Source organism: Burkholderia sp. BCC0506, from assembly GCF_902833145.1.
In the GTDB taxonomy this organism is placed as follows: domain Bacteria; phylum Pseudomonadota; class Gammaproteobacteria; order Burkholderiales; family Burkholderiaceae; genus Burkholderia.
The window spans coordinates 804,930-826,343 of record NZ_CADFEN010000001.1 but is presented as its reverse complement, the minus strand read 5'-3'; the positions used below and the strand labels follow the sequence as shown (position 1 = coordinate 826,343).

22 protein-coding genes and 1 pseudogene are annotated in these 21,414 nt (G+C 69.1%); 13 read left to right on the top strand and 10 right to left on the bottom strand.

Features of this window, described 5'->3' with window-relative positions:
- Positions 1-11 precede the first annotated feature (11 nt).
- The 4 genes from HWX62_RS03600 (at position 12) to HWX62_RS03585 (ending at position 2,534) form a co-directional block, all read left to right on the top strand.
- Positions 12-698, top strand: a complete 687-nt coding sequence (locus tag HWX62_RS03600) for an amino acid ABC transporter permease (RefSeq protein ID WP_175929821.1) — start codon at positions 12-14, stop codon at positions 696-698.
- Positions 695-1,345, top strand: coding sequence for an amino acid ABC transporter permease (locus HWX62_RS03595; protein ID WP_175929822.1), 651 nt, complete (start codon positions 695-697; stop codon positions 1,343-1,345). The genes HWX62_RS03600 and HWX62_RS03595 overlap by 4 nt, the downstream gene beginning before the upstream one ends.
- Positions 1,332-2,081 (top strand): amino acid ABC transporter ATP-binding protein, encoded by a 750-nt coding sequence (locus HWX62_RS03590; protein WP_175929823.1) that lies wholly within the window; start codon positions 1,332-1,334, stop codon positions 2,079-2,081. Before HWX62_RS03595 ends, HWX62_RS03590 begins: the two co-directional genes overlap by 14 nt.
- Positions 2,082-2,255: 174 nt before the next feature.
- Positions 2,256-2,534 carry a DUF4148 domain-containing protein gene (locus HWX62_RS03585; RefSeq protein ID WP_175929824.1) on the top strand — a complete coding sequence of 93 codons (279 nt, stop codon included), beginning with the start codon at positions 2,256-2,258 and terminating at the stop codon, positions 2,532-2,534.
- Positions 2,535-2,727: 193 nt separating this feature from the next.
- Here HWX62_RS03585 and HWX62_RS03580 read toward each other — a convergent pair.
- Together HWX62_RS03580 and HWX62_RS03575 are read right to left on the bottom strand one after the other, a co-directional pair.
- Positions 2,728-2,928 (bottom strand): annotated as a pseudogene (locus HWX62_RS03580) (hypothetical protein); the annotation flags it as partial.
- A 9-nt stretch (positions 2,929-2,937) separates the two neighbouring features.
- Complete coding sequence (locus HWX62_RS03575; protein WP_175929825.1) at positions 2,938-3,615, bottom strand: hypothetical protein; 678 nt, start codon at positions 3,613-3,615, stop codon at positions 2,938-2,940.
- A 107-nt stretch (positions 3,616-3,722) separates the two neighbouring features.
- Here HWX62_RS03575 and HWX62_RS03570 point away from each other — a divergent pair, with 107 nt between their 5' ends.
- Positions 3,723-4,886, top strand: coding sequence for an aldose epimerase family protein (locus HWX62_RS03570; RefSeq protein WP_175929826.1), 1,164 nt, complete (start codon positions 3,723-3,725; stop codon positions 4,884-4,886).
- Positions 4,887-4,913: 27 nt separating this feature from the next.
- On the opposite strand, the gene HWX62_RS03565 is transcribed toward HWX62_RS03570, so the two are convergent.
- Positions 4,914-5,774: a PhzF family phenazine biosynthesis protein gene (locus tag HWX62_RS03565; protein ID WP_175929827.1), complete on the bottom strand. Its 861-nt coding sequence runs from the start codon at positions 5,772-5,774 to the stop codon at positions 4,914-4,916.
- 216 nt (positions 5,775-5,990) lie between these two features.
- Positions 5,991-6,962: an AraC family transcriptional regulator gene (locus tag HWX62_RS03560; RefSeq protein ID WP_175929828.1), complete on the bottom strand. Its 972-nt coding sequence runs from the start codon at positions 6,960-6,962 to the stop codon at positions 5,991-5,993.
- A gap of 94 nt (positions 6,963-7,056) precedes the next feature.
- Here HWX62_RS03560 and HWX62_RS03555 point away from each other — a divergent pair, with 94 nt between their 5' ends.
- Complete coding sequence (locus tag HWX62_RS03555) at positions 7,057-7,890, top strand: oxidoreductase (protein WP_175929829.1); 834 nt, start codon at positions 7,057-7,059, stop codon at positions 7,888-7,890.
- A gap of 142 nt (positions 7,891-8,032) precedes the next feature.
- Entirely contained in the window at positions 8,033-8,869 is an 837-nt protein-coding gene (locus HWX62_RS03550; RefSeq protein ID WP_175929830.1) for an alpha/beta hydrolase, read from the top strand.
- An 86-nt stretch (positions 8,870-8,955) separates the two neighbouring features.
- Here HWX62_RS03550 and HWX62_RS03545 read toward each other — a convergent pair whose 3' ends face one another.
- Entirely contained in the window at positions 8,956-9,885 is a 930-nt protein-coding gene (locus tag HWX62_RS03545; RefSeq protein WP_175929831.1) for a LysR substrate-binding domain-containing protein, read from the bottom strand.
- A gap of 166 nt (positions 9,886-10,051) precedes the next feature.
- Here HWX62_RS03545 and HWX62_RS03540 point away from each other — a divergent pair, with 166 nt between their 5' ends.
- Positions 10,052-10,702, top strand: coding sequence for a LysE family translocator (locus tag HWX62_RS03540; RefSeq protein WP_175929832.1), 651 nt, complete (start codon positions 10,052-10,054; stop codon positions 10,700-10,702).
- A 67-nt stretch (positions 10,703-10,769) separates the two neighbouring features.
- Here HWX62_RS03540 and HWX62_RS03535 read toward each other — a convergent pair whose 3' ends face one another.
- The 4 genes from HWX62_RS03535 to HWX62_RS03520 form a co-directional block, all read right to left on the bottom strand.
- Positions 10,770-11,477: a DUF3142 domain-containing protein gene (locus tag HWX62_RS03535; RefSeq protein WP_175929833.1), complete on the bottom strand. Its 708-nt coding sequence runs from the start codon at positions 11,475-11,477 to the stop codon at positions 10,770-10,772.
- A gap of 7 nt (positions 11,478-11,484) precedes the next feature.
- Positions 11,485-13,653, bottom strand: coding sequence for a hypothetical protein (locus tag HWX62_RS03530; protein ID WP_175929834.1), 2,169 nt, complete (start codon positions 13,651-13,653; stop codon positions 11,485-11,487).
- Positions 13,654-13,773: 120 nt separating this feature from the next.
- Entirely contained in the window at positions 13,774-15,186 is a 1,413-nt protein-coding gene (locus HWX62_RS03525) for a 3-deoxy-D-arabino-heptulosonate 7-phosphate synthase (protein WP_175929835.1), read from the bottom strand.
- 31 nt (positions 15,187-15,217) lie between these two features.
- Positions 15,218-15,979, bottom strand: coding sequence for a fumarylacetoacetate hydrolase family protein (locus HWX62_RS03520; RefSeq protein WP_175929836.1), 762 nt, complete (start codon positions 15,977-15,979; stop codon positions 15,218-15,220).
- Positions 15,980-16,276: 297 nt separating this feature from the next.
- Here HWX62_RS03520 and HWX62_RS03515 point away from each other — a divergent pair, with 297 nt between their 5' ends.
- The 5 genes from HWX62_RS03515 to HWX62_RS03495 all read left to right on the top strand — a co-directional run bounded on the left by HWX62_RS03515 (position 16,277) and on the right by HWX62_RS03495 (position 20,227).
- A complete protein-coding gene (locus tag HWX62_RS03515; RefSeq protein WP_175929837.1) occupies positions 16,277-16,756 on the top strand; it encodes a universal stress protein in 480 nt (159 codons plus the stop codon).
- A 13-nt stretch (positions 16,757-16,769) separates the two neighbouring features.
- Positions 16,770-16,961, top strand: coding sequence for a DUF2964 family protein (locus HWX62_RS03510; protein ID WP_175929838.1), 192 nt, complete (start codon positions 16,770-16,772; stop codon positions 16,959-16,961).
- A gap of 141 nt (positions 16,962-17,102) precedes the next feature.
- A complete protein-coding gene (locus tag HWX62_RS03505) occupies positions 17,103-18,839 on the top strand; it encodes a site-specific integrase (RefSeq protein WP_175929839.1) in 1,737 nt (578 codons plus the stop codon).
- 57 nt (positions 18,840-18,896) lie between these two features.
- Positions 18,897-19,220 (top strand): TfoX/Sxy family protein, encoded by a 324-nt coding sequence (locus tag HWX62_RS03500; RefSeq protein WP_175929840.1) that lies wholly within the window; start codon positions 18,897-18,899, stop codon positions 19,218-19,220.
- Positions 19,221-19,306: 86 nt separating this feature from the next.
- A complete protein-coding gene (locus tag HWX62_RS03495) occupies positions 19,307-20,227 on the top strand; it encodes a hypothetical protein (protein ID WP_175929841.1) in 921 nt (306 codons plus the stop codon).
- A 31-nt stretch (positions 20,228-20,258) separates the two neighbouring features.
- Here the strand turns inward: HWX62_RS03495 and HWX62_RS03490 are convergent, their stop codons facing one another.
- Positions 20,259-21,410: a branched-chain amino acid ABC transporter substrate-binding protein gene (locus HWX62_RS03490; protein WP_175929842.1), complete on the bottom strand. Its 1,152-nt coding sequence runs from the start codon at positions 21,408-21,410 to the stop codon at positions 20,259-20,261.
- Positions 21,411-21,414 lie beyond the last annotated feature (4 nt).

Below are 21,414 nucleotides of genomic sequence, written 5' to 3'. Positions count from 1 at the left end.
ACCGACTTCCCATGAGCTACCAGCTTCAATTCGGCGAGCTTGCCGAGTACGTCGGCGTGTTCGCGAGCGGCGCGGCGATCACGCTCGCGCTGACCGCGGTCGCGACCGTGCTCGGCGTGGCGCTCGGCGTGCTCGGTGCGGCCGCGTACAGCGCCGACGCGCGCGCGGCCGTGCGGTTGCGCCCGCTGATCGGCGCGTACGTCGAGGCGATCCGCAACACGCCGTTCGTCGTCCAGCTGTTCTTCATCTTCTTCGGCTTGCCGGCGCTCGGCGTGCACATCGACGAATACACGGCCGCGATCCTCGCGATGACGCTCAATCTCGGCGCGTACTCGGTCGAGATCGTGCGCGCGGGCGTGGCCGCCGTGCCGAAGGGGCATCTGGAGGCCGCGTCCGCGCTGGCGATGTCGCGCGCGCAGATGCTGCGCCACGTCGTGTTGCCGCAGGCGCTCGCCAAGGTCTTTCCCGCGCTGTCGAGCCAGATCGTGATCACGATGCTCGGTTCGGCGGTCGTGTCGCAGATCTCGGTGGCCGACCTGACCTATGCGGCCAGTTACATCCAGTCGCGCAACTTCCGCGCGTTCGAGACGTACTTCGTGATCACGCTCGCGTACCTGGCGATGGCGCTGCTGCTGCGCGCCACGCTCGGCGCGATGGGCCGCCGTCTGTTCTCCCGCCGCATGCGAGGTGCGCGATGACCGATTTCACGTTCGGGCAGATTCTCGCGAACCTGTTGCTGGCCGCGCGCTGGACGATCGTGCTGTCGATCGTGTCGTTCGTGACGGGCGGTCTCGTCGGCCTCGGGCTGCTCGTGATGCGCGTATCGGGCTCGACCGCGCTGCGCGGCGTCGCGAAGCTCTATATCGAAGTGTTCCAGGGCACGCCGTTGCTGATGCAGCTGTTCATCGTGTTCTTCGGCCTGCCGCTCGTCGGGCTGGACGTTTCGCCATGGGTCGCGGCCACGGCGGGGCTCACGTTCTTCACCAGCGCGTATCTGGCCGAGATCTGGCGCGGCTGCGTCGAGGCCGTGCCGAAAGGGCAGTGGGAGGCGTCGGCGAGCCTGGCGATGAGTTATGTCGAGCAGTTGCGGCACGTGATCCTGCCGCAGGCCGCGCGCATCGCGATCGCGCCGACCGTCGGCTTCGGCGTGCAGGCCGTGAAGGATACGGCGCTGGTGTCGATCATCGGCTTCACCGAGCTGACCAAGGTCGGCATCGCGATCTCGAACGCGACGTTCCGGCCGTTCGTCGTGTACGGCCTCGTCGCGCTGATCTATTTCGCGCTCTGTTATCCGCTTACCCGTTATGCGCGCACGTTGCAAAGGAGATGGCATGCCGCTCGTTGAAACCCGGGGTCTCGAAAAGAACTTCGGCACCCATCATGTGCTCAAGGGCATCGATTTCTCCGTCGAGCGCGGGCAGGTCGTCTCGATCATCGGCCGCAGCGGCTCGGGCAAGAGCACGCTGCTGCGCACGCTCAACGGGCTCGAGAGCATCGACGCGGGCACGATTTCGGTCGACGGCGAACGCGTCGACGCGCGGCACGCGGACCTGCGCGCGCTGCGGCTGAAGGTCGGCATGGTGTTCCAGCAATACAACCTGTTTCCGCATTTGAGCGCCGGCCAGAACGTGATGCTCGCGCAGTCGGTGGTGAAGAAGTCGCACCGCCAGCAGGCGCGCGCGATCGCGGAGCTGATGCTCGAGCGCGTCGGCCTCGGCGACAAGTTCGACGCGTTTCCGGAACAGCTGTCGGGCGGCCAGCAGCAGCGCGTCGCGATCGCGCGGGCGCTTGCGATGAAGCCGAGCGTGCTGTTGTGCGACGAGATCACGTCCGCGCTCGATCCCGAGCTCGTCGGCGAGGTGCTGGGCGTCGTCGAGCAACTCGCGCGCGAGGACATGACGCTGATCATGGTCACGCACGAGATGAACTTCGCGCGTGCGGTGAGCGACAGGATCGTGTTCATGCACCAGGGGCGCGTGTGGGAAAGCGGCACGGCGGACGAGATCTTCGAGCGGCCGCAGACGGTGGAGCTGACGCGGTTTCTGGGCAGCGTGCGGAACACGGAAACCGTCGCGCGTTGATCGACACGGCCTTGCGACGGCGCCGCGGGCAGATGACAAGACCGTAATCGAAGCCTCACCTTCGGGAAAGCGCGCGAATCGCAGAATGGACATCACTCCTCGTCGCATCGATGCGGAGCGGATGTCCGGCCTGATCGGCGGACGCGAACACGCCATCTTTGAGAGGTGAAGATCATGAACAAGCTGATTCGTGCGGTCCTGCTGTCCTGTGCGCTGGGCGCACCGGTCGCCGCATTCGCGCAAACCGCCGACCACACGGTCACGCGCGCCGACGTGCGCGCCGACCTGATTCGGGCGGAGCGCGACGGGACGCTGCCGACGTCGAATTCCGACTATCCGCCGAGCACGCAGACGATCGCGCGCAATCGCGAGCTGTATGCGATCGCACATGGCGACCGGCATGCGGCAATGGCCGCGACGTCGGCCTCGGTGTCGACGGCGAGCGTGCAATGAAGCGGGGCGCCATATCGGCACGCGTGACCGGGCTGGCGATCGCCGCGTGGCTCGCGGCGGCCGCGGCCCCGGCTTTCGCGCGCGGGCAGCCGCAACTGCCCGACGACGACGGCGGGCGCGCCAGCGTGCTGCGCGCGCTGAATCCCGAATTCGATTCGGGCCGCCCTGCGCTCGACACCCGGCCGGCGCACGCTCACGCCGCGCCCATCAGCCGCGCGCCGAGCGCGATCCCGCGCGCGGACAACAGCGCGCCGGCTGCGCGCTGACGGGCCTCCCAGCCCGCCAGCGCCGCGTCGAACGCGGCGCCGCGTGCGACGTCGCGTAATGCCTCGGCGAGATCGACTGCGTTGTCGGCCGCTTTCGCGACGCCCGCCGCCGTGTGCGGGCGCACGATGCGCGGCGCTTACGCGTAGAAACCGATCAGCGTGTCGAGATTGCGCAGCGCGCGCCGCTCGAGCGGCGCGAATTCCGCCGATCGAAACAGCGGGACCTGCCCGCGCAGCCGTTCGAGCGCCTGCCTGCGGCCGGCGCGGAAGCTCGCCGACGGCGCCTCGGGATCCTGTGCCCATTCGCGCGCGATCGCACGGTCGTATTCGAGAAGCCGGTCAGGCGCGGCCGCGAGGATCGCGAGATCGGCGTCGAGAAAAAGCTGCCCTGCGCGCTGCCATTCCCGATCGGCGGCATACGTTTCAGGCAGCCGGTGCGACTTCGTCGCGAGGACGAGATCGGATGCAACCGACACATGCGATGCGTGCGCGTGCAACCACGACGCGGTACAGTGCGCCTGCGTGACCTGCACGAGCCATTGCGCGCTGTTCGCTTCGTTGTTCGCGTAGTCCGGCGGCGTCGTCGCATAGACGGCATCGTGGGCCCACACCGCGAGCTCGACGGCCGGCCACCACGGTTGCGCGCGATACGGCGCGAGGTGCGCGAACAATTCCGCGAGATGCGCGAGCGTGTGGTAGAAGCGCTGCGGCTCGCCGTAGGCGCGCGCGACGAGCGGCCATACGGCACGCGTGCCGAAGCAGGCGTCGCAGGCGGCGCGCAGCGTGCGCTCGATATCGGGGGTGACGGCGTTCATGTCGGCGATCGGCTCGGGCGGGCGATGCGCGCAGCATAGCAAGCGCGGCGACGGGCGGGCATGCAACTTGCGCGCCGGCACGGGCCGCACCACTTTGGGAGATTTCCATGAAACGACGCTGGCCGCGACAATCGATGCTCGCGATAGGTGTGTTCGCAACGTTCGGGCTGCACGCAGCCGTCGCATGGGCGGCGCCCGACGTCTCGATCGGCCGGGCCGATTACGGGACGACCGCGACCGGGCAGGCTGTGACTCAATACACGCTCGCGAACCGGCACGGCGTGACGCTGAAGGTCATCACGTATGGCGGCATCGTGACCGCGCTCGACGTGCCCGACCGCACCGGCCACGTGGCCGACATCGTGCTCGGCTTCGATTCGCTGCGCGACTACGAAGCGCACAACGGCAACATCCATTTCGGCGCGCTGATCGGCCGGTATGCGAACCGCATTGCCGGCGGGCGTTTCACGCTCGACGGCAGGACGTGGAAGCTGCCCGTCAACGACGGGCCGAACACGCTGCACGGCGGCCCCGACAGTTTCGATGCGAAGGTATGGACGGTCACCGGCACGCACAGCGACGCGACCGGCTCGAGCGTCACGCTGCGCTACGTGAGCCCCGACGGCGAGAACGGCTTCCCCGGCACGCTGACGACGGACGTGACCTACACGCTGACCCGCGACGACCAGATCCGCATCGAATACCGCGCGACGACCGACAAGGACACGGTCGTCAACCTGACCAACCACAGCTACTTCAATCTGGCCGGGCACGCGGGCGGCAGCGTCGAGCGGCAACTGATCGAGATCGCCGCCTCGCGTTTCACGCCGACCGACGACACGTCGATTCCGACCGGGCAACTCGCGAGCGTCGCGGGCACGCCGATGGATCTGCGCCAGTTGACGCCGATCGGCGCGCATGTGCGCGATGCGTATCCGCAGCTCGTCACCGCGCACGGCTACGACCAGAACTGGGTGCTCGACCAGGGCGGCCAGTCGGCGCCGGCGTTTGCCGCGCGCGCTTACGATCCGGCGTCGGGACGTTTCCTCGAGCTGTACACGACGCAGCCGGGGCTGCAGTTCTATACGGCGAACGGATTGAACGGCAGCGTCGCGGGCAAGGGCGGGACGGTCTATCGGCAAACCGATGCGTTCGCGCTCGAAGCCGAGCATTTTCCCGATTCGCCGAATCGTCCGGCCTTCCCGTCGACCGTGCTCAAGCCGGGCGAGACGCTGCACGAAGTGACGGTGTGGCGGGTGGGCGCGCGATGAGCGGCGGCGTCGGCGCGCGCGTGTCGGTCACACGTTGATCGTGCCGCGCCCGATTTCGATCACGCGCCCGCCGACGCCGATTTTGCCCGCCGCATCGACCGACAACCGCAGCACGCAAGGCCGGCCGATGGCTTCGCCTTGCTCGACCCGAAACGCGGCCGGCAGATCGTGACTGGCGGCGAGCAACCAGCCGCCCAGGTTCGCACAGGCCGATCCGGTGCCCGGATCTTCCGATACGCCGCCGCCCTGCTTCACGAAGAAGTAGCGGGACACGACCGTCCCCGGCCGTTCGGCGTCGAACGCGAACACATAGGCGGTCTTCCGGCCGAGGCTGCTTCGCGGCCAGATGTCGAGGTGCGCGCTGTCGGGCTGCGCGCGTCGCACGGCGGCCGGGTCCTTGAGCGCGACCAGCAACTGGTCGGCGCCGGTATCGACCCACAGCGGCGGCGAGAGCAGGTCGTCCTCGGCGAGCCCGAGCAGCGCCGCGACCCGCGCATCGGACAACGTGCACGGCGCCGTGTTCGGCATGCCGGCGTGCGGCGCGATGAAGGTCCACACGTCGTCGCGCGCGGTGACGTCGACGACGCCGGCCTTGAATTCCAGCGTCAGCGCATCGCCTGCGTTGAGCCGCTCGCGCACGACGTGCGCTGTGCCGAGCGTCGGATGGCCGGCAAAAGCCATCTCGTAGCCGGGCGTGAAGATGCGCACGCGTGCATGTGCCCGCTCGGACGGCAGCACGAAGGTCGTCTCCGACAGGTTGAACTGCACGGCGAGCGCCTGCATCGTCGCGTCGTCCATGCCGAGCGCATCGTCGAATACGCAAAGCGGGTTGCCGCCGAACGTCGATTCGGCGAAGACGTTCAGCAGGCGAAAGGTGTATTGGGTCATGAGGCAGTCCGTATGAGTCGCAGCCGTGAAGGGCATTGCCGCACGCCATTGTGCCTGCACGACTCGACGAATGTAGCGGCACACGATGAAGGCCGTGTTTGCGCCCGAGCGGGTAATCGCGTGAGCCCCCGGCTTTCCGGCGGTCGGCACCGCACCTGAAGCCGCCGCGTGGGCGCCCGCGATGAACGCGTGCATCGCGGCGGGCGCCGACACGCGTCAATGCGACGACACGAACACCGCATCGTCGAATGCCTGCGGAATCGCGAAGCTCGCGCGCATGCGCCGCGTCTCCTTCGCCGGCGTCAAACCGAACAGCCGCTTGAATTCCCGGCTGAATTGCGACGGGCTCGTATAGCCGACCGCGTAGCCGGCCGCTTCCGCCGTCAGGTCCTGACGCACCATCAACAGCCGCGCCTGATGCAGCCGCGTCGACTTCAGGTACTGCATCGGCGACACCCGCGTGATCGCCTTGAAGTGACTGTGAAAGCTCGGCACGCTCATGCCGGCCGCGGCGGCCAGTTGCGACACGTCGAGCGGCTTCGCGTAGTCGGCGTGGATCATGCGCAACGAGCGCCCGATCCGGCCGAATTGCCCGCGCATCGCCAGCGCGCTGCGCATCGCGTTGCCCTGCGCGCCGGTCAGTACGCGGAAATACAGCTCGCGAAGCAGCGCCGGGCCGAGCACGGCGGCGTCGAGCGGCCGATGCATCGCCTCAACGAAACGCAGCACCGACGCGTGCATCGCTTCATCCATCGGCGTCGACATCATGCTCTTCGGCGCCTGCACGGTTTCCGCGAGGCCGGCGCGGTCGATCTGCGCGGCGAGTTCGGCAGCCAGCGTGAAATCGAGGTGCAGGTACAGCGCGAGCAGCGGGCGCGCGGGCGTCGCGTCGGTTTCCATGCTGAACGGCACCGGTACGGAGACGGCCAGGTAATGGCGCTCGTCGTACACGTAGCGCTCGCCGCCGAAGTAGCCGCGCTTCGATCCCTGGCACACGATCACGATGCCCGGGTCGTACAGCACCGGCGTGCGCGACAGCGCGCGGTTCGAGCGCAGGATGCGCACGCTCGGCAGCGCCGTCAGGTTGTAGCCTTCGTCGGGCGCCAGCGCGCGCAGCAGCGTCACCAGGCGTTTCCGGTCGCGTGGCGAAGGCGACGGAGAGCGGAGAGAGGTCGGGGCGATGCTCATAGTTTTGTGCAAGAAAATCAGCGAAACCGGGCTTATTCGGCATCGTTCGTCAGACTAGTATGCACGCTTCGATCGACATTCGGGAGAGGCTCACATGGCATCCGGCAACATCATGCTCATTACCGGCGTCAGCAGCGGTTTCGGCCGCGCGCTGGCCCAGGAGGCGCTGGCCGCCGGCCACACGGTGGTCGGTACGGTGCGCAGCGCGCAGGCGGCGCGCGAGTTCGAAGCGCTGTCCGCGCAGGCGGCCGTCGCGCGCGTGCTCGACGTGACCGAGTTCGGCCGTATCGACGGCGTCGTCGCGGACATCGAGGCGAACGTCGGGCCCGTCGACGTGCTGGTGAACAACGCGGGCTACGGGCACGAAGGCATCATGGAGGAGTCGCCGCTCGACGAGATGCGCCGGCAGTTCGACGTGAACGTGTTCGGCGCGGTCGCGATGATGAAGGCCGTCGTGCCCTTCATGCGCGAGCGCCGGCGCGGCCGCATCCTGAACATCACGTCGATGGGCGGGCACATCACGATGCCGGGCATCGCGTATTACTGCGGCAGCAAGTTCGCGCTGGAGGGCATTTCCGAGACCCTCGGCAAGGAGCTCGAGCCGTTCGGCATCGCGGTGACGGCCGTGGCGCCGGGCTCGTTCCGCACCGACTGGGCCGGCCGCTCGATGGCGCGCACGCCGCGCTCGATCGCCGACTACGACGCGCTGTTCGACCCGCTCCGCCGCGCGCGGGAGGAGAAAAGCGGCAAGCAGTTGGGCGACCCCGCGAAGGCCGCGCGCGCGATGCTCGCCGTCATCGCGGCGGACCGTCCGCCCGCGCATCTGCTGCTCGGCAGCGATGCGCTGCGGCTCGTGCGGAGCAAACTGGCGGCGCTGGACGACGAAATCCGCGCGTGGGAGGCCGTGACGGTGTCGACGGACGGCTGACGGCTGACGTGCGCGGCGTCGTTCGTTTCCTGCCGGTGGATGATCGGCCGTCGCATTGCACGATGGCGCCGCGGTTTCACAATAATGGTCAATAATGGCTGCGGCCCGTTCGCCACGTTCATCCACTCACAGGAGTATCGCGATGCCATACGTCACCACGAAGGACAACGTCGAGATTTTCTACAAGGATTGGGGGCCGAAAGATGCGCAGCCCGTGATGTTCCACCACGGCTGGCCGCTGTCCAGCGACGACTGGGACGCGCAACTGCTGTTCTTCGTCCAGCACGGCTATCGCGTGATCGCGCACGACCGGCGCGGCCACGGCCGCTCCGCGCAGGTCTGGGACGGGCACGACATGGACCATTACGCGGCGGATGCGTTCGCGGTCGTCGAAGCGCTCGACCTGCGCAATGCGGTGCATATCGGTCATTCGACGGGCGGCGGCGAGGTCGCGCGCTACGTCGCGAAGCACGGCGAGCCGGCCGGACGCGTCGCGAAGGCCGTGCTCGTCAGCGCGGTGCCGCCGCTGATGCTGAAAACCGAGTCGAACCCCGAAGGCTTGCCGCTCGACGTGTTCGACGGCTTCCGGAAAGCGCTCGCCGACAATCGCGCGCAGTTCTTCCTCGACGTGCCGAGCGGCCCGTTCTACGGGTTCAACCGCGCAGGCGCGACCGTGCACCAGGGCGTGATCCGCAACTGGTGGCGGCAGGGGATGGAAGGCAGCGCGAAAGCGCATTACGACGGCATCAAGGCGTTTTCGGAAACGGACCAGACCGAAGACCTGAAATCGATCTCCGTCCCGACGCTCGTGCTGCATGGCGAGGACGACCAGATCGTGCCGATCGCGGATTCGGCGCTGAAATCGATCAAGCTCCTGAAGAACGGCACGCTGAAGACCTATCCGGGCTATTCGCACGGGATGCTGACGGTCAATGCCGACGTGCTCAACGCCGACCTGCTCGCGTTCGTGCGCGCATGACGGCGGCGGCGCCGGCCCGCCGCGGCGGCCGGCGCCGCGCCTGAACACCGGCGATCCGGCCCCTCGCGGAAAGGGGCCCATCGCCGTCATCCGTTGCCGCCCCTGTCGACGAAACGCACGCCCGGATGCGCGAGGCGCGGCATCCGGCTGGCCAGGAACGCGTGCAGTTCGCGCACCTGCGCGGCCTTGGCGGAGTCTTCCGGCCACACGAGGTAATACGCATCGCCGGTGCTCACGGCCGTCTTGAACGGCAGCACCAGCTGCTTCTCGTCGAGGGCCGTCGCGCACAGCGCGAGATCGCCGATCGACAAGCCGTGGCCGGCGATGGCCGCCGCGATGCCCTGTTCGAGCATGTCGAACACCTGCCCGCGCGTGATGTCCACCTTCAGATCGTGACCGCTGCCGCTGAGCCAGCGGCGCCAGTCGCGCCGGTCGGGCGACGGATGGATCAGCTCGCACGCGGCGGGATTCGTGCGAGCCATCGTGGCGGTGGCCCGCGAGCACACCGGAATCAGCCATTCGTCGAACAGCTTCACGCAATGCGTGCTTTCGCCGAACTTGCCTGCGCCCAGCAGGATCGCGCAATCGTACGATTCGCTGAAGAAATCGACGGTATCGACATCCATCCACACGCTCGCGATCTGCACCTCGAACGCCGGCCGCGTGCCGCGAAAGGCGGCCAGTGCGTCGAGCAGCCAGCGCATCGTGAGCGTGGAAGGCGCCTTGAGCCGCAGCACGTCGCGTTGCGTGCGGAACAGCATGCACGCTTCCTCCACCTGCCGGAACCCGCGCCGGAGGCCGGCCGCGAAGATGTGGGCTTCCGCCGTCACGGTCATTTTGGGCCCGCGCCGGACGAACAGTTTCCGGCCGAAGTAGGCCTCGAGCGTCTTCACGTGCTTGCTGACCGCGCTTTGCGTCAGGCTCAGCTCTTCGGCGGCCAGCGTGAACGAGCCGGTGCGCGCGGCGCTCTCGAACGCACGCAACGCATAGACGGGGGGCAGCGGTTTGGCCTTCATGGGTATCGAATATGAACAAAACTCATGTCATCAGACAGGATTTTCCGTTTTCGATCGGCGGCACGGACGCGTGATACTGCACTCTGCCGCGTATCCGATACGTCGAGCCTCAATGATGCCACTGCGACGTACGTGCCTGCCGACTCATCGAATAGAACTTTTTTTCATGACACTCCATTACCCGCTGCTGTTCGCCTATCTGGCCGCGATCGTGCTGCTCATCGCGACGCCCGGCCCGGTCGTGATGCTCGTGACGGGCACGGTCGCGCGGCGCGGGCTCCGTCAGGGCGTGCTGACGGCGGTAGGGGCCAATGCCGCGAGCCTCGTGCTGATCGCGGGCGCGATGCTGATGGTGTTCGGCGTCGTGATGGTCAGCGCTCGCCTGCTCGCCGGGCTGCATGTCGCGGGGTGCCTGTTCATCGCGGTGCTCGCGATCCGGACGCTGCTCGGCGAATGGCGCGCCTGCCGCGCACGGGGCGGCGACGGCATGGCGGCAGGCGAACCCGTGGCGCAGCGGCGCGGGTTGCCCGGCATCGTGCGCGGCTTCCTCGTCGGCATCGCGAATCCGAAGGATCTGCTGTTCTTCGTCGCGTTCTTTCCGCAGTTCGTCGGCATCACGCCGGATTCGCGCGTGAGCCTCGCGATCCTCGCCGCGTTGTGGATCGCGGTCGATTTCACGATCCTCGCCGGCTACATGGCCGCGATCAACCATCCGGCGATTCATCGCAAGCAGCGATGGATCTCGGCGTCGTCGGCGCTCGCGCTGCTCGCGATTGCGCTCGCCGGGCTCGGCGGCACGATCGCGGGCGCCGCGTAGTGCGGCGGCGACGGGCGTCGCGCGTCGACCGTCGCCGCGCGCAGCCGGTTGCCGGCGTGAACGAAGCCTAGCCGTTGCGCAGGAACACGACGTAGCCGCGGAACCACGGATTCGCCGCAAGATACGGCGGCGCGTCCCACTCGCCGCCCTGGATCACGCCGATGCGAAACGGCAGTTGCAGCCGCGCGACGCGCGGCAGGTAGGCCGCATAGTCGGGGATCGTGCGGCGGCCCTGGTAGGTCTGCACGACCACCTCGTCGACGATGCCCTTGAGCCGGTTGACCTGGTCGGTATCGATGCGGCTGCTCCAGTCGAGCAGCCCCGTGATGCTCAGCCGGCAATCGGCGGGCAAGGTCTCGCGCAGCATCCGCAGGAATTCGAAGTAATCCTGCAGGTGGCGCGTACCCGCGTCGAAGTCGATCTGGATGCCGGCGATCGTACGGCCCGACGCACGCCAGCGCGCGAGTTGCGCGAGCATGATCTGCGTGACGCGCGGGGTCCAGCGCAGCGTATGCGCCCGATAGACGAGCCACACGCGCGCGTCGGGCGCGGGCGGCAGCGCGACGCCCTGCGCGATCACGCGCACCTGCGACTCGTCCCGCGGCGACGCTTCGATTTGCCCTTGCAGCACGTAGACGGCGCGCGCGCCGTGCACGACCGCCTGCGGCTTCACGCCCGCCCACAGCCAGAACGCGTCGTACCGCGCGGCGTCGACGGTGCCGGCCAGCGCGACGCGCGCGGCCAGCAGCAGCGCGAGGCACGCGATGCGCGTCATGCGCCGCTTACCAGTAGTAGCGGAGCTTCTGCGCCCACGGGCTGCCCGGATAGGCGGTCTTCAGCGTGTCGAACCAGCGCTTGCGCGTGCTCTTCGACACCTCCGTGCCGCCGCATTCGTTGGAGCCGGCCGGCGCATAGCACTTGATCGCGCGATAGAACGCGTACGCGCGGTCGTTCGGGTCCGCCTGTGTATCGGCCATCACCGTCACGTAGCTCGACATCCGTTCGTACGGCTTGCCTGCGAACTGCGACGGCGACGCGCCGAGCGTCGGCGGCACGCGCGTGGCGGCCGTGCTCGATGCGCTGCGGACCCACGGCGGCACCGGATCGATTTCGAGGCCGGACGCCGGCGGATGAAGGCGCACGAAATCGGCGAGGCAGTTCAACCCTTTCGGATCGGCAGGATTCTGCTGCAGCGTCGCGGCGATGTCGCGCGTCGACGGGCATGCGTAGCCGTCTTCGTTTTTCGCGCCGGCGGCGACGAACGGCTTCAACGGCGCGGCGGGCGTGCCGGGCACCAGCGCGGTATCGGCGAGGAAGTCCGCGTAGTGCGAACGCGTGAGCTCCTTGTACAGCAGCGTGTACAGCGCGGTGTCGCGCAGCGCGCCGCTCGTCGCCGGATTCTGCGCCTGCGCGCGCAGCAGGTCGGCATTGGCCGCGCGCTGCAGCAGCACCGCGCGGATTGCCGCGTTCTGCACGAGCGAATCGTCGGCGAACGCGTCGTTGACGAGCCCGGCCTGCTCCAGGTTGATCGCGAGCGCGAGTTCCAGCATTTCGCGCTGGAAGCGGAATGTCGCGAGCGGGATCAGGTCTCGCCACAGCTGGCGCGCCTTGTCGTTCTGGCCGCTGTCTTCCAGCGCGAACCCGCGCAGCGCCTGCTGGCTGAGGCCGAAGTAGTCGAGCGGCGCGGCGGGCGTCTGCGGCAGCAGGTCGAGCGCGGCGTCCGGTTTGTGTCCGATCTGCACGTACCAGGTCGCGAGCAGGTAGTCGTACAGCGCGGGCGCGTTCGCGAAGCGCGGCTTCTGCGCCTGCAGCGCGTCCAGCGTCAGCGGCTTGCGGCTCGCATCGGTGCTGTCCGACGCGCGCATGCGCAGCAGGTCGACGGTGGCGAGCACGGTCGGCGACTGGATCTGGCTTGCGTCGAATTCGGCGCCGAACAGCAGCTTGCTGTCGAGTTCGTTCGCCAGCTGCATCAGCGGCACGTTCGACGTTGCCGGCGACCAGCGCGCGAGCGCGTGACCATACAGGTCGGCCTGCTGCGTGACGTTCCCGCCGAGCCACGCGACACGTCGCAGCAGCCCGGCCGCGGAGACCGCATAGCGCCCCTTCGGATACACCTTCAGGTACGTGCGAAACACCGTGTTCGCCGCGTCGAGCGACACCTTCGTCACGCGCGCGCGCGTCGGCGTCGGGCTGTCGTTGTCGAATACGTTGGCCTGCGCGGCGTTCAACTGCGCGCGCCCGGCCATGTAGAGACCGGTTTCCTTCAGCCACGGATCCGCGCTGTGCGATGCGTTCGCGAACGCGCGGGTCGCGGTGAGGAAGTCGGCGCGGTAGAACGCGTTCGTGCCGTCGAGGTACGCGGCGAACTGCTGGCCGAGCGGCGACTTGACCGGGGGCTTCGTCCACGCGGCGCTCGCGCCGCCCGCGCCGCAGGTTTTCTGCGCGATGTCGGCGCGCGCCGCGCGCAGGCGGGCGGCTTCGTCGGCGGGCAGGCCGCCGGCGCCGCCCAGCGCGTCGTCGAACGCTTGCGCGCCCGCGCTCATGCTGCGGCAGATGCTGCCTTCGCCGTCGGCGTACCGGTTCGACGACGCATCGGCGTCCGCCGCGCTGCCGGTCTTGTCGGGTTCCTTCTGGCCGATGTAGATCCATCCGGAGAAATCCATCGGGAACGGCACGACGATCTGGTTGATCCGGTCTTTCGCGGGGATGGTCTTCGGGTCCGGAAACACCTGCGCGACCTTGGCGCTGTCGACCATCATCAGCATCGCGTTGATGCGCGTGTCGTTGGCGGGCGTCAGTATCGGCACGTTGCCGCACGAGTATGAAGTCTGCCGGAGCGTGTTCGGTACGTAGCAGCCGTCGTCGCCGCTGGCGTGGGCGGCCGGTATCCAGAGCAGGCTGGCCGCCAGCGCGGCGAACAGGTTGCGGTGCAGCGTCGGGTTTCTTCGCATTTTTCTTGTGCTGGTTAGGGGCCGCGACGGCCGGGTCTCTCAGGGGGGCGCGGTGAGCCCCGGCGCGTATCGTACCTCACGGCGCGCACACGCCCGTCGCGCGGCGGCCCTGCTCGCGCATCACGCGCACACGCTGCTGGCGATGCCGCCTTCGTCGATGTCTTCGATCGCGGCGCGCAAGTCGTCGATCGCCACCATCAATTCGCGGACCTGTCGCAACGACGGGTACTGATGCAGCACGGCCTGCCATTGCGGCAGGGTCAGCAGCGCGTGCCAGATGACGCCGAGGCCGTCCGGATCGGCGTCCGGCCGCAACGCGAGCGCGCTCGCGTATTCGAGGCTCGCCTGCGCGGACAGCAGCTGCATCCGGCTCGCCGCGCCCAGCAGGCGCGGCGTCGTGTCCGCGGACGCGTCGCAGCAATACAGCACTTCGCGTGGCAGCGTCGCTTCGTCGGTCGTCAACGCGCGCAGCGATGCGCCGTGCACGCGCACCGTGCCCTGGTGCGTCTCGAATGCATAGACCGTATCGGGCGCCGCCTGCGCGAGCAGGGTCAGGCCGCGCAGCAGCCGCGGCAGATCGGTCGTCGCGGCATCCGCGGAGGCCTTCGCTTCGACCAGGAAGCGCACGTTCCATGCGGGCGCCGCGTCGTTGCCGCGCGCGCGTTCGAGCAGGACCGCATCCCATTCGGTTTTCGCGCGGTCGTGCCGGCCCGGGATCGACGAAGGCACGCGCATCGACGTGACCACGCGGTAGGTGCGCTGCTCGTCCGCCGCGTCGAGCCTGCGCGCCAGTGCGTCGAGCGCCTGCGCCGCCAGCGCTTCGACGGCCGCGCCGCGCTGCTGGGACGCGGCACCTTGCGCGACGGCGACCGTGCTGCCGACGAGCGGCCCCTGTCGGACCCACAGCGCACGATAGCGGCGGACGTCCTCGTCCGCGGCCAGCGCATCGAGCCGCAGCAGCCGTTCGAGGGCGGGGCTGTCCCTGAGCCTGACGATGTCCTGCTCGAACGCCGCGTCGGTCGCCATCTCGGGCAGCGCGAGCAGTTGCGCGAGCGCGGCATGCAACTCGGCCCACGATGCCGCCGTCGTGGCCGCATGCAGGCGCGCGAGGCCGTCGCGCTGCCAGGCCTGTGCGCTGCGTTCGAGCTTGGCCGGGTGCGCGATCGCATTGACGGCCGCGTGGAGCGCGCGCCGGTCCTGCTCCGCGTGCGCGGACAACGACGCGTATTCGCGCACGTTCGGCGCATCGTGACGCAGCACCGATGCCTGGAACGACGGATCGCCGGAGGACGGATCCATCGCATCGCGGATCATTCGCGCGAGCGCATCGACGAAGCGCTGCCGCAAGTCCGCGCCGGGCGCGTGGCCGTCCGCCTGCATCCTGCGCGCTTCCTCGATCACGATCGCGAGCGCGGTGGCCGGGTTCGTCGCGTCGGTCAGCGACGACGCGCGCTCGAGCGGCGGCAGCCGGTAACGGCGTGCGACGGTGCGCAGGGTGGCGTCGAGCAGGGCGGGAAGCGGTGTCAGCGACATGGCGGATTGGGCGTGAAAGCGACGTGACCCGTCACGCGGTCAACGTCACCGACAGACTGCCGAGCTCGCCGAAGCGCACCGTCAGCACATCGCCGAGCGGCACCTCGATCGCGCCCGCGTACGAGCCCGTCGTCACGATCTGGCCGGCGCGCACCGCATCGCCGCGCGACGCGAGGAAATTGACGAGCCACACCAGCGGCTTCAGCGGATCGTCGTCCGGATGGCGGCCGTCGATCGTGCGGTTCAGCGCGCCTTCGAACGACAGCGCCAGCGTCGCGAGCGGCACGTTCAGCCCGTCGGGCACGACCGGGCCGACGCACAGCCCCTGGTTGAATTGCCCGTCGGCCAGCAGCTCGAACTTCGACGCGCGCGCCGGCTCCGCATAGCGGCAGCCGAGCACTTCGAGCACGATGCGCACTTCGCGGATCGCGGCGCGCACGTCGCTATCGTCGTACGGCTGCTCGCGCGCGGGCAGATCGCGATCGAGCACGAACGCGATTTCCGGTTCGATCCGCACGATCGGCCCGCCGACGACGCGATACGGCGCATCGGCATCGCGGATCGTCGACGCGAAGATCGGCGCGAGGATCACGCGATCGGGCGGCGGCAACGCACATTTCCAGCCGCCGACGGATTCGCCGAGCAGGTCGGCGACGCGCTGCTGGATCGCGAGCGCGGTCTCGATGTCGTCGGGGCGAAGCGCATCGGGCAACAGCGGGCCGGGCGAGCCGGCATGGCGGGCGGCGACGAGATGCTGGGCGGCGCCGTCCACGCGTTCGATAGTCGTTGTCATGTCGGTTGAGCGAGTTGAAAGTGGGGCCGGCAAAAAAGGGCCGGACGAAAGTCTCATCTCCGATGATAGCGCCTTCGGCGCGACGGCCGCTCGCATGCGCGTCGGCGCACGCGTTGCCGGCCCGGTTCGCGGCCGCGCCGAAAACGCAGGTTGCCCGCTTCCGGTCGCGCCGTTTTGCCGCATGCGCGGCCGCCGCCGGGCTTGACCGGCATCAACGTCCGAACCCGCCGCCGGCCGATGATGGAGACATGGCCGTGCGCGAGCGCGTGCGCGGCAACTCACCCCAGCGAGGTTCGCATGTACGAGAAGATCATGGTGGCCGTCGACGGCAGCGCGTCGTCGAAGCAGGCGCTTGCCGAGGCCGTGAAGGTGGCGCTGGCGGGCGATACGCACGTCAGCGTCGTGTATGTGGTCGACAAGTCGGTGCTGTTCACGTATGCCGGCCGTATCGATCCGCACGCGCTCGTCGAGGAAATCCGCGACGACGGGCGCAAGGTGCTGCGCGAAGCCGAACAGGTCGTCGCGCTAGCCGGCGCGAAGGGCGAAGCGGAACTGATCGAGACCGAGAGTATCGGCGAGGACATCGCGGAACGCCTGCAACGCTACGTGAAGGAGCACGGGATCGATCTCGCGGTGGTCGGCACGCACGGGCGGCGCGGCATCCGGCGCGTGCTGCTCGGCAGCGTCGCCGAGCGTTTCGTGCGCGGCTCGAAGTGCCCGGTGCTGCTGATTCGCGGCGACGACGCCGACGCGCCGGCCGCCCCGGCCGCGGCATGACGCGGCGCGCGCGATGATACGCCGCCAGTACCGCATCGTCGTCGCGGCGCTCGCCGTGTTCGTGTCGCTCGCCGGGATGATGGCCGTCGTGACGGGCCTGCTGTTCGATGCCGCGACGGCGCTGTATGGCGGCGCCATCGCGTTGATCGTCGGCGTGGCCGGCTTCGTCGTGATGCTGAACCCGGGGCCGAAAGGCGAGACGTGACGCGGGCGTGGCCGCCGCCGGCTTTCGTCCGGCGGTGTCGCCCGTGGCGGGCACCGTCTCGGGAAAGCGCGGCGACGGCCGGCCCGTTCGAGGTCGCGCGCGACATTTCCGGCCGCGCGCGCTTCTGTCAAACTGGCGCCCATGAAACCGCGCCTCGCTTCACCGCTTTCCCCCGATTCCGCGCCTGCGCCCGCAGGCTTTCCCGATGCCGACGAACTGGCCGCGCTGCGCGCGTGGTACGCAGGCATGTCCGTGCGCCAGGCCGTCGAACGCTACCTGCCCGACCGGCTCGGCGACGGGCGCTCGGCGCGCGGCGTCATCGGCGCCATTCGCCGCCGCCTCGTGCGCATCGCGCGGCAGGTCGGCCGCCCCGATCTCGCGGAACGGTTCGGCCACCCCGACGGTGAGCGTTTACGGGAGGCGAAGGCGGCAACGGACGCGATCGCGCTGCTGCGTCATGCGCGCGCGCCGGTCCCGCAGATCGGCGACGACGTCGGCCTGTGGCTGCCGGCGCGCGCGGTCGTGGCATTGCGGGCGCACGGGATCGCGACGCTCGCCGACCTGACGGTGCGGATTCCGCGCCGGCGCCAGTGGTGGCGCGCGATCGCGGGCCTCGGCATGGCCGGCGCGCGGCGCATCGAGGCGTTCTTCGCCGCGCATCCGGACCTGACCGAGCGGGCGCGCGCGCTGATCGCCGCGACGCCGCGCGGCAGCATCGTGCCGTGGGAGCAACTGAAGCTGCCGCACGAAGTCGACGGCTCGGCCGGCACGTTCCGCGCGCCGCGCGCGACCAGCACGCTCGACGCGGACAACGACTACGCGGCCGTCCACGCATGGCTGTCGCTGCACGAATCGGCCGCGACCCGCCGCGCGTACCGCAAGGAAGCCGAGCGGCTGATCCTGTGGGCGATCGTCGAGCGCGGCCGCGCGCTGTCGTCGCTGACGACCGAGGATGCGCTCGCCTATCGCGCGTTCATCCGGCGCCCGACGCCGCACGAACGCTGGGTCGGGCCCGTGCGCCCGCGCGGTGCGCCGGACTGGCGGCCGTTCTCCGGCGCGTTGTCCGCGCGGTCGGCGGCGTATACGTTGTCGGTGCTCGGCGCGCTGTTCCGCTGGCTGATCGAGCAGCGCTACCTGCTCGCGAATCCGTTCGCGGGCGTGAAGGTGCGCGACACGCGCGGCGTGACCGCGCTCGATACGTCGCATGCGTTCACCGAAGGCGAGTGGCTGCTGGTCCGCACGATCGCCGACGGGCTCGAGTTCCAGCAACGCCCGGTCAAGGGTGCGCCACAGTCGGGCTGGACGCCGGCCGCCGCGCACCGCCTGCGCTTCATTCTCGATTTCGGCTATGCGACCGGGCTGCGCGCGAGCGAACTGGTCGGTGCGACGCTCGGCGACATCGAGACGGACGCGCACGGCGACGCGTGGCTGAAGGTGATCGGCAAGGGCCGCAAGGCCGCCCGCGTCGCGCTGCCGCCGCTGGCGCGCACGGCGCTCGACCGCTATCTGGTCGCGCGCCGGTTGCCGGTCACGCCGGCGCGCTGGCGGCCCGATACGCCGCTGATTCCGAGCCTCGCGGAAGACGACGCGGCCGCGATCACGAGCGTGCGGCTGTGGAAGGTGATGCAGCGTTTCTTCGCGCAGACGGCCGACGCCGTCGAAGCCGATCACCCGGCGCTCGCGCACAAGCTGCGCCAGGCGAGCCCGCACTGGATGCGGCATACGCATGCGACGCACGCGCTGGCGCGCGGCGCGGAGCTGACGACGGTGCGCGACAACCTGCGGCATGCGTCGATCTCGACGACGTCGATCTATCTGCATGGCGACGACGTGAAGCGGGCGCGGCAGATGTCGAGCGCATTCGGTATCGACAAATGAGTTGAACGACGCGGCATCGACGCCGGTCAGACGATTCTTTCGGTCCCGGAGATTGAAATGGCATCGAGCCAGAGCACGGTCGATTTCATCGTCGAGCAGAGCGCGGCGGCCGGTGCGGTATCGGCGCGCAAGATGTTCGGCGAATACGGCATCCATTGCGACGGCAGGAGGGTCGCGCTCGTCTGCGACGACCGGCTGTTCGTCAAGCCGACGCCCGAAGGCCGCGCGTATCTCGGCGCGTGCGACGAAGCCCCGCCGTATCCGGGCGCGAAGCCGCATCTCGTCATTGCGGGCGATCGCCGGGACGATCGCGAGTGGCTGGCGACGCCGATCCGGATCACCGCAGCGCAATTGCCGCTGCCGGTGAAGCGCAGCCGATGACGATCGCGCCGCATGCCGCGCCGCGTAGCGGGCAGGCGTATTCTGTGACCCATGCGCGCGGCCATCGTGCGCCACGGAGTAAAAACATGGAGACATCCGGACCTTCGCGCGGCACGCGGCTCGCGCGCCGCGCGTGCCACGCGCTCGTCGTGGCCCTGTGTGTGGGCTGGAGCGCGCTGTCGTTCGGCGCGGACGGTGCGAACGGCGCGGCCGCGCTGCTCGACCGCTACCGCAGCCTCGGGCCCCAACTGAAGGACAACGCGTTTCACCGGCCCGTGGTGCTCGAATCGTCGGAAGCGTCGTCGTCGTTGAAAGGCGACATCTATGCGGTCGTCGATTATCCGTTCGCGGTGGTGAACGGCCAGCTCAACGATCCCGCGCAAGGCCCTGCCAACTGGTGCGCGGTGCTGATCCTGCACCTGAACACGAAGTACTGCCGCGCGTCGAGCGGCGGCAACGGCCCGGTGCTCGACGTGAACCTCGGCCGCAAGATCGAGCAGAAGCTGTCGGACACCTATCGCGTGCAGTTCCGCTATCGCGTGGCGGCCGCGACGCCCGACTATTTCCAGGTCGACCTGACGGCCGACAGCGGGCCGATGGGCACGAAGGACTACCGGATCGCGCTGGAGGCCGTGCCGGTCGGCGCGTCGCGCACGTTCCTGCATCTCACGTATTCGTATGGCTTCGGCACGGTCGGCCGGATGGCGATGAAAACCTACCTCGCGACCGTCGGCAGCGACAAGGTCGGGTTCACGCCCGCCAGCGGCGCCTCGGCCGCGCAGCCGCAATACATCGGCGGCGTGCGCGGGCTGCTGGAGCGCAACACGATGCGCTATTACCTGGCGATCGACACGTATCTCGCGACGCTCGACAAGCCGCTCGACCAGCGCCTCGCGCGCTGGTTCGATGCGACCGAGCAGTATCCGCTGCAACTGCACGAGGTGGAGCGCGGCGCGTATCTGCAGATGAAAGCGCAGGAGGTGCAGCGACAGCAGACGGCGCGGTAGGCGCCGCCTGCCCCCTGCCGCCCGGCGTCGATCAGTTCGACGCGCCGCCGACCGTGCGAATGCTGCGCCACTGCCCCTGTTCGACGCGGAACAGCGTGTACGGCGGCTTGATCAGGTCGCCGCGCTCGTCGAACGAGATCTTGCCGGTCACGCCGGTGACCGACACGCCGGGCAGGCTCGCGACGATCTTGCCGCGATCGAGCGAGTCGGCCTTGCGGACCGCCGCGATCATCGCGAGCGCGGCGTCGTACGCGAACGGCGCATACAGCTCGACGTCCTGGTTGAAGCGCGCCTTGTAGCGCTGCGCGAACGCGACGGCCGACGGCAGCTTGTCGAGCGCGGGGCCGGGCTCCAGATCCTGCGTGCCTTCGCCCGCGTTGCCGGCGATCTTCAGGAACGCGTTGCTTTTCAACGCACCGGCGCCGAACAGTTGCGCGCGGATGCCGAGCGAGCGCATCTGCTTGACGAGCATCGCACCCTGTTCGTCGAGCCCGCCGAAGAACAGCAGGTCGATGTTGTTGCTCTTCATCGTCGTCAGGATGCCGCGGAAATCGACGGCCTTGTCGTTCGTGTATTCGCGGCCGACGATGCTGCCGTGCGCGTCCTTCACGCCTTTCTCGAACGCGTCGGCGAGGCCCTGGCCGAACGCGGTGCGATCGTCGATGATGCCGATCCGCTTGGCCTTCAGTTGCTCGACCGCGAAGCGGCCGGCCACCACGCCGCCGACACCGTCGTGCCCCATCGTGCGGAACACGTTCTTGAAGCCCTGCATCGTCAGTTGCGGATTGGTCGAGCCGGGCGTGATCATCGCGACGTTCGCCTGCTTGTAGACGGCCGACGCCGGAATGCTGCAGCCGGAGTTGTAGTGGCCGATCACGCCGACCACGCCGTCGTCGACGAGCTTCTGCGCGACCTGGATCGCGATGCGCGGATCGGCCTGGTCGTCCTGGACGTCGAGCACGAAGCGCGCCGGTTTGCCGCCGATGGTCGGATGCTTCGCGTTTTCCTCGTCGAGCGCGAGTTGCGCGCCGTATTGCAGATCCTTGCCGACGCGCGCGACGGGCCCCGTCAGGGGGCCGGCGAAGCCGATCTTGACGGTTTCCGGGTCCGCGGCGTGCGCGGACGCCGCGACCGTGCCGATCGAGCAGACGGCCAGCCATGCCAGCCAGTGACGACGATTCATGATG

Coding starts and splice junctions, on each gene's coding strand:
- HWX62_RS03600 (WP_175929821.1), top strand. CDS start 12: ATGAGCTACCAGCTTCAATTCGGCGAGCTTGCCGAGTACGTCGGCGTG.
- HWX62_RS03595 (WP_175929822.1), top strand. CDS start 695: ATGACCGATTTCACGTTCGGGCAGATTCTCGCGAACCTGTTGCTGGCC.
- HWX62_RS03590 (WP_175929823.1), top strand. CDS start 1,332: ATGCCGCTCGTTGAAACCCGGGGTCTCGAAAAGAACTTCGGCACCCAT.
- HWX62_RS03585 (WP_175929824.1), top strand. CDS start 2,256: ATGAACAAGCTGATTCGTGCGGTCCTGCTGTCCTGTGCGCTGGGCGCA.
- HWX62_RS03575 (WP_175929825.1), bottom strand. CDS start 3,615: ATGAACGCCGTCACCCCCGATATCGAGCGCACGCTGCGCGCCGCCTGC.
- HWX62_RS03570 (WP_175929826.1), top strand. CDS start 3,723: ATGAAACGACGCTGGCCGCGACAATCGATGCTCGCGATAGGTGTGTTC.
- HWX62_RS03565 (WP_175929827.1), bottom strand. CDS start 5,774: ATGACCCAATACACCTTTCGCCTGCTGAACGTCTTCGCCGAATCGACG.
- HWX62_RS03560 (WP_175929828.1), bottom strand. CDS start 6,962: ATGAGCATCGCCCCGACCTCTCTCCGCTCTCCGTCGCCTTCGCCACGC.
- HWX62_RS03555 (WP_175929829.1), top strand. CDS start 7,057: ATGGCATCCGGCAACATCATGCTCATTACCGGCGTCAGCAGCGGTTTC.
- HWX62_RS03550 (WP_175929830.1), top strand. CDS start 8,033: ATGCCATACGTCACCACGAAGGACAACGTCGAGATTTTCTACAAGGAT.
- HWX62_RS03545 (WP_175929831.1), bottom strand. CDS start 9,885: ATGAAGGCCAAACCGCTGCCCCCCGTCTATGCGTTGCGTGCGTTCGAG.
- HWX62_RS03540 (WP_175929832.1), top strand. CDS start 10,052: ATGACACTCCATTACCCGCTGCTGTTCGCCTATCTGGCCGCGATCGTG.
- HWX62_RS03535 (WP_175929833.1), bottom strand. CDS start 11,477: ATGACGCGCATCGCGTGCCTCGCGCTGCTGCTGGCCGCGCGCGTCGCG.
- HWX62_RS03530 (WP_175929834.1), bottom strand. CDS start 13,653: ATGCGAAGAAACCCGACGCTGCACCGCAACCTGTTCGCCGCGCTGGCG.
- HWX62_RS03525 (WP_175929835.1), bottom strand. CDS start 15,186: ATGTCGCTGACACCGCTTCCCGCCCTGCTCGACGCCACCCTGCGCACC.
- HWX62_RS03520 (WP_175929836.1), bottom strand. CDS start 15,979: ATGACAACGACTATCGAACGCGTGGACGGCGCCGCCCAGCATCTCGTC.
- HWX62_RS03515 (WP_175929837.1), top strand. CDS start 16,277: ATGTACGAGAAGATCATGGTGGCCGTCGACGGCAGCGCGTCGTCGAAG.
- HWX62_RS03510 (WP_175929838.1), top strand. CDS start 16,770: ATGATACGCCGCCAGTACCGCATCGTCGTCGCGGCGCTCGCCGTGTTC.
- HWX62_RS03505 (WP_175929839.1), top strand. CDS start 17,103: ATGAAACCGCGCCTCGCTTCACCGCTTTCCCCCGATTCCGCGCCTGCG.
- HWX62_RS03500 (WP_175929840.1), top strand. CDS start 18,897: ATGGCATCGAGCCAGAGCACGGTCGATTTCATCGTCGAGCAGAGCGCG.
- HWX62_RS03495 (WP_175929841.1), top strand. CDS start 19,307: ATGGAGACATCCGGACCTTCGCGCGGCACGCGGCTCGCGCGCCGCGCG.
- HWX62_RS03490 (WP_175929842.1), bottom strand. CDS start 21,410: ATGAATCGTCGTCACTGGCTGGCATGGCTGGCCGTCTGCTCGATCGGC.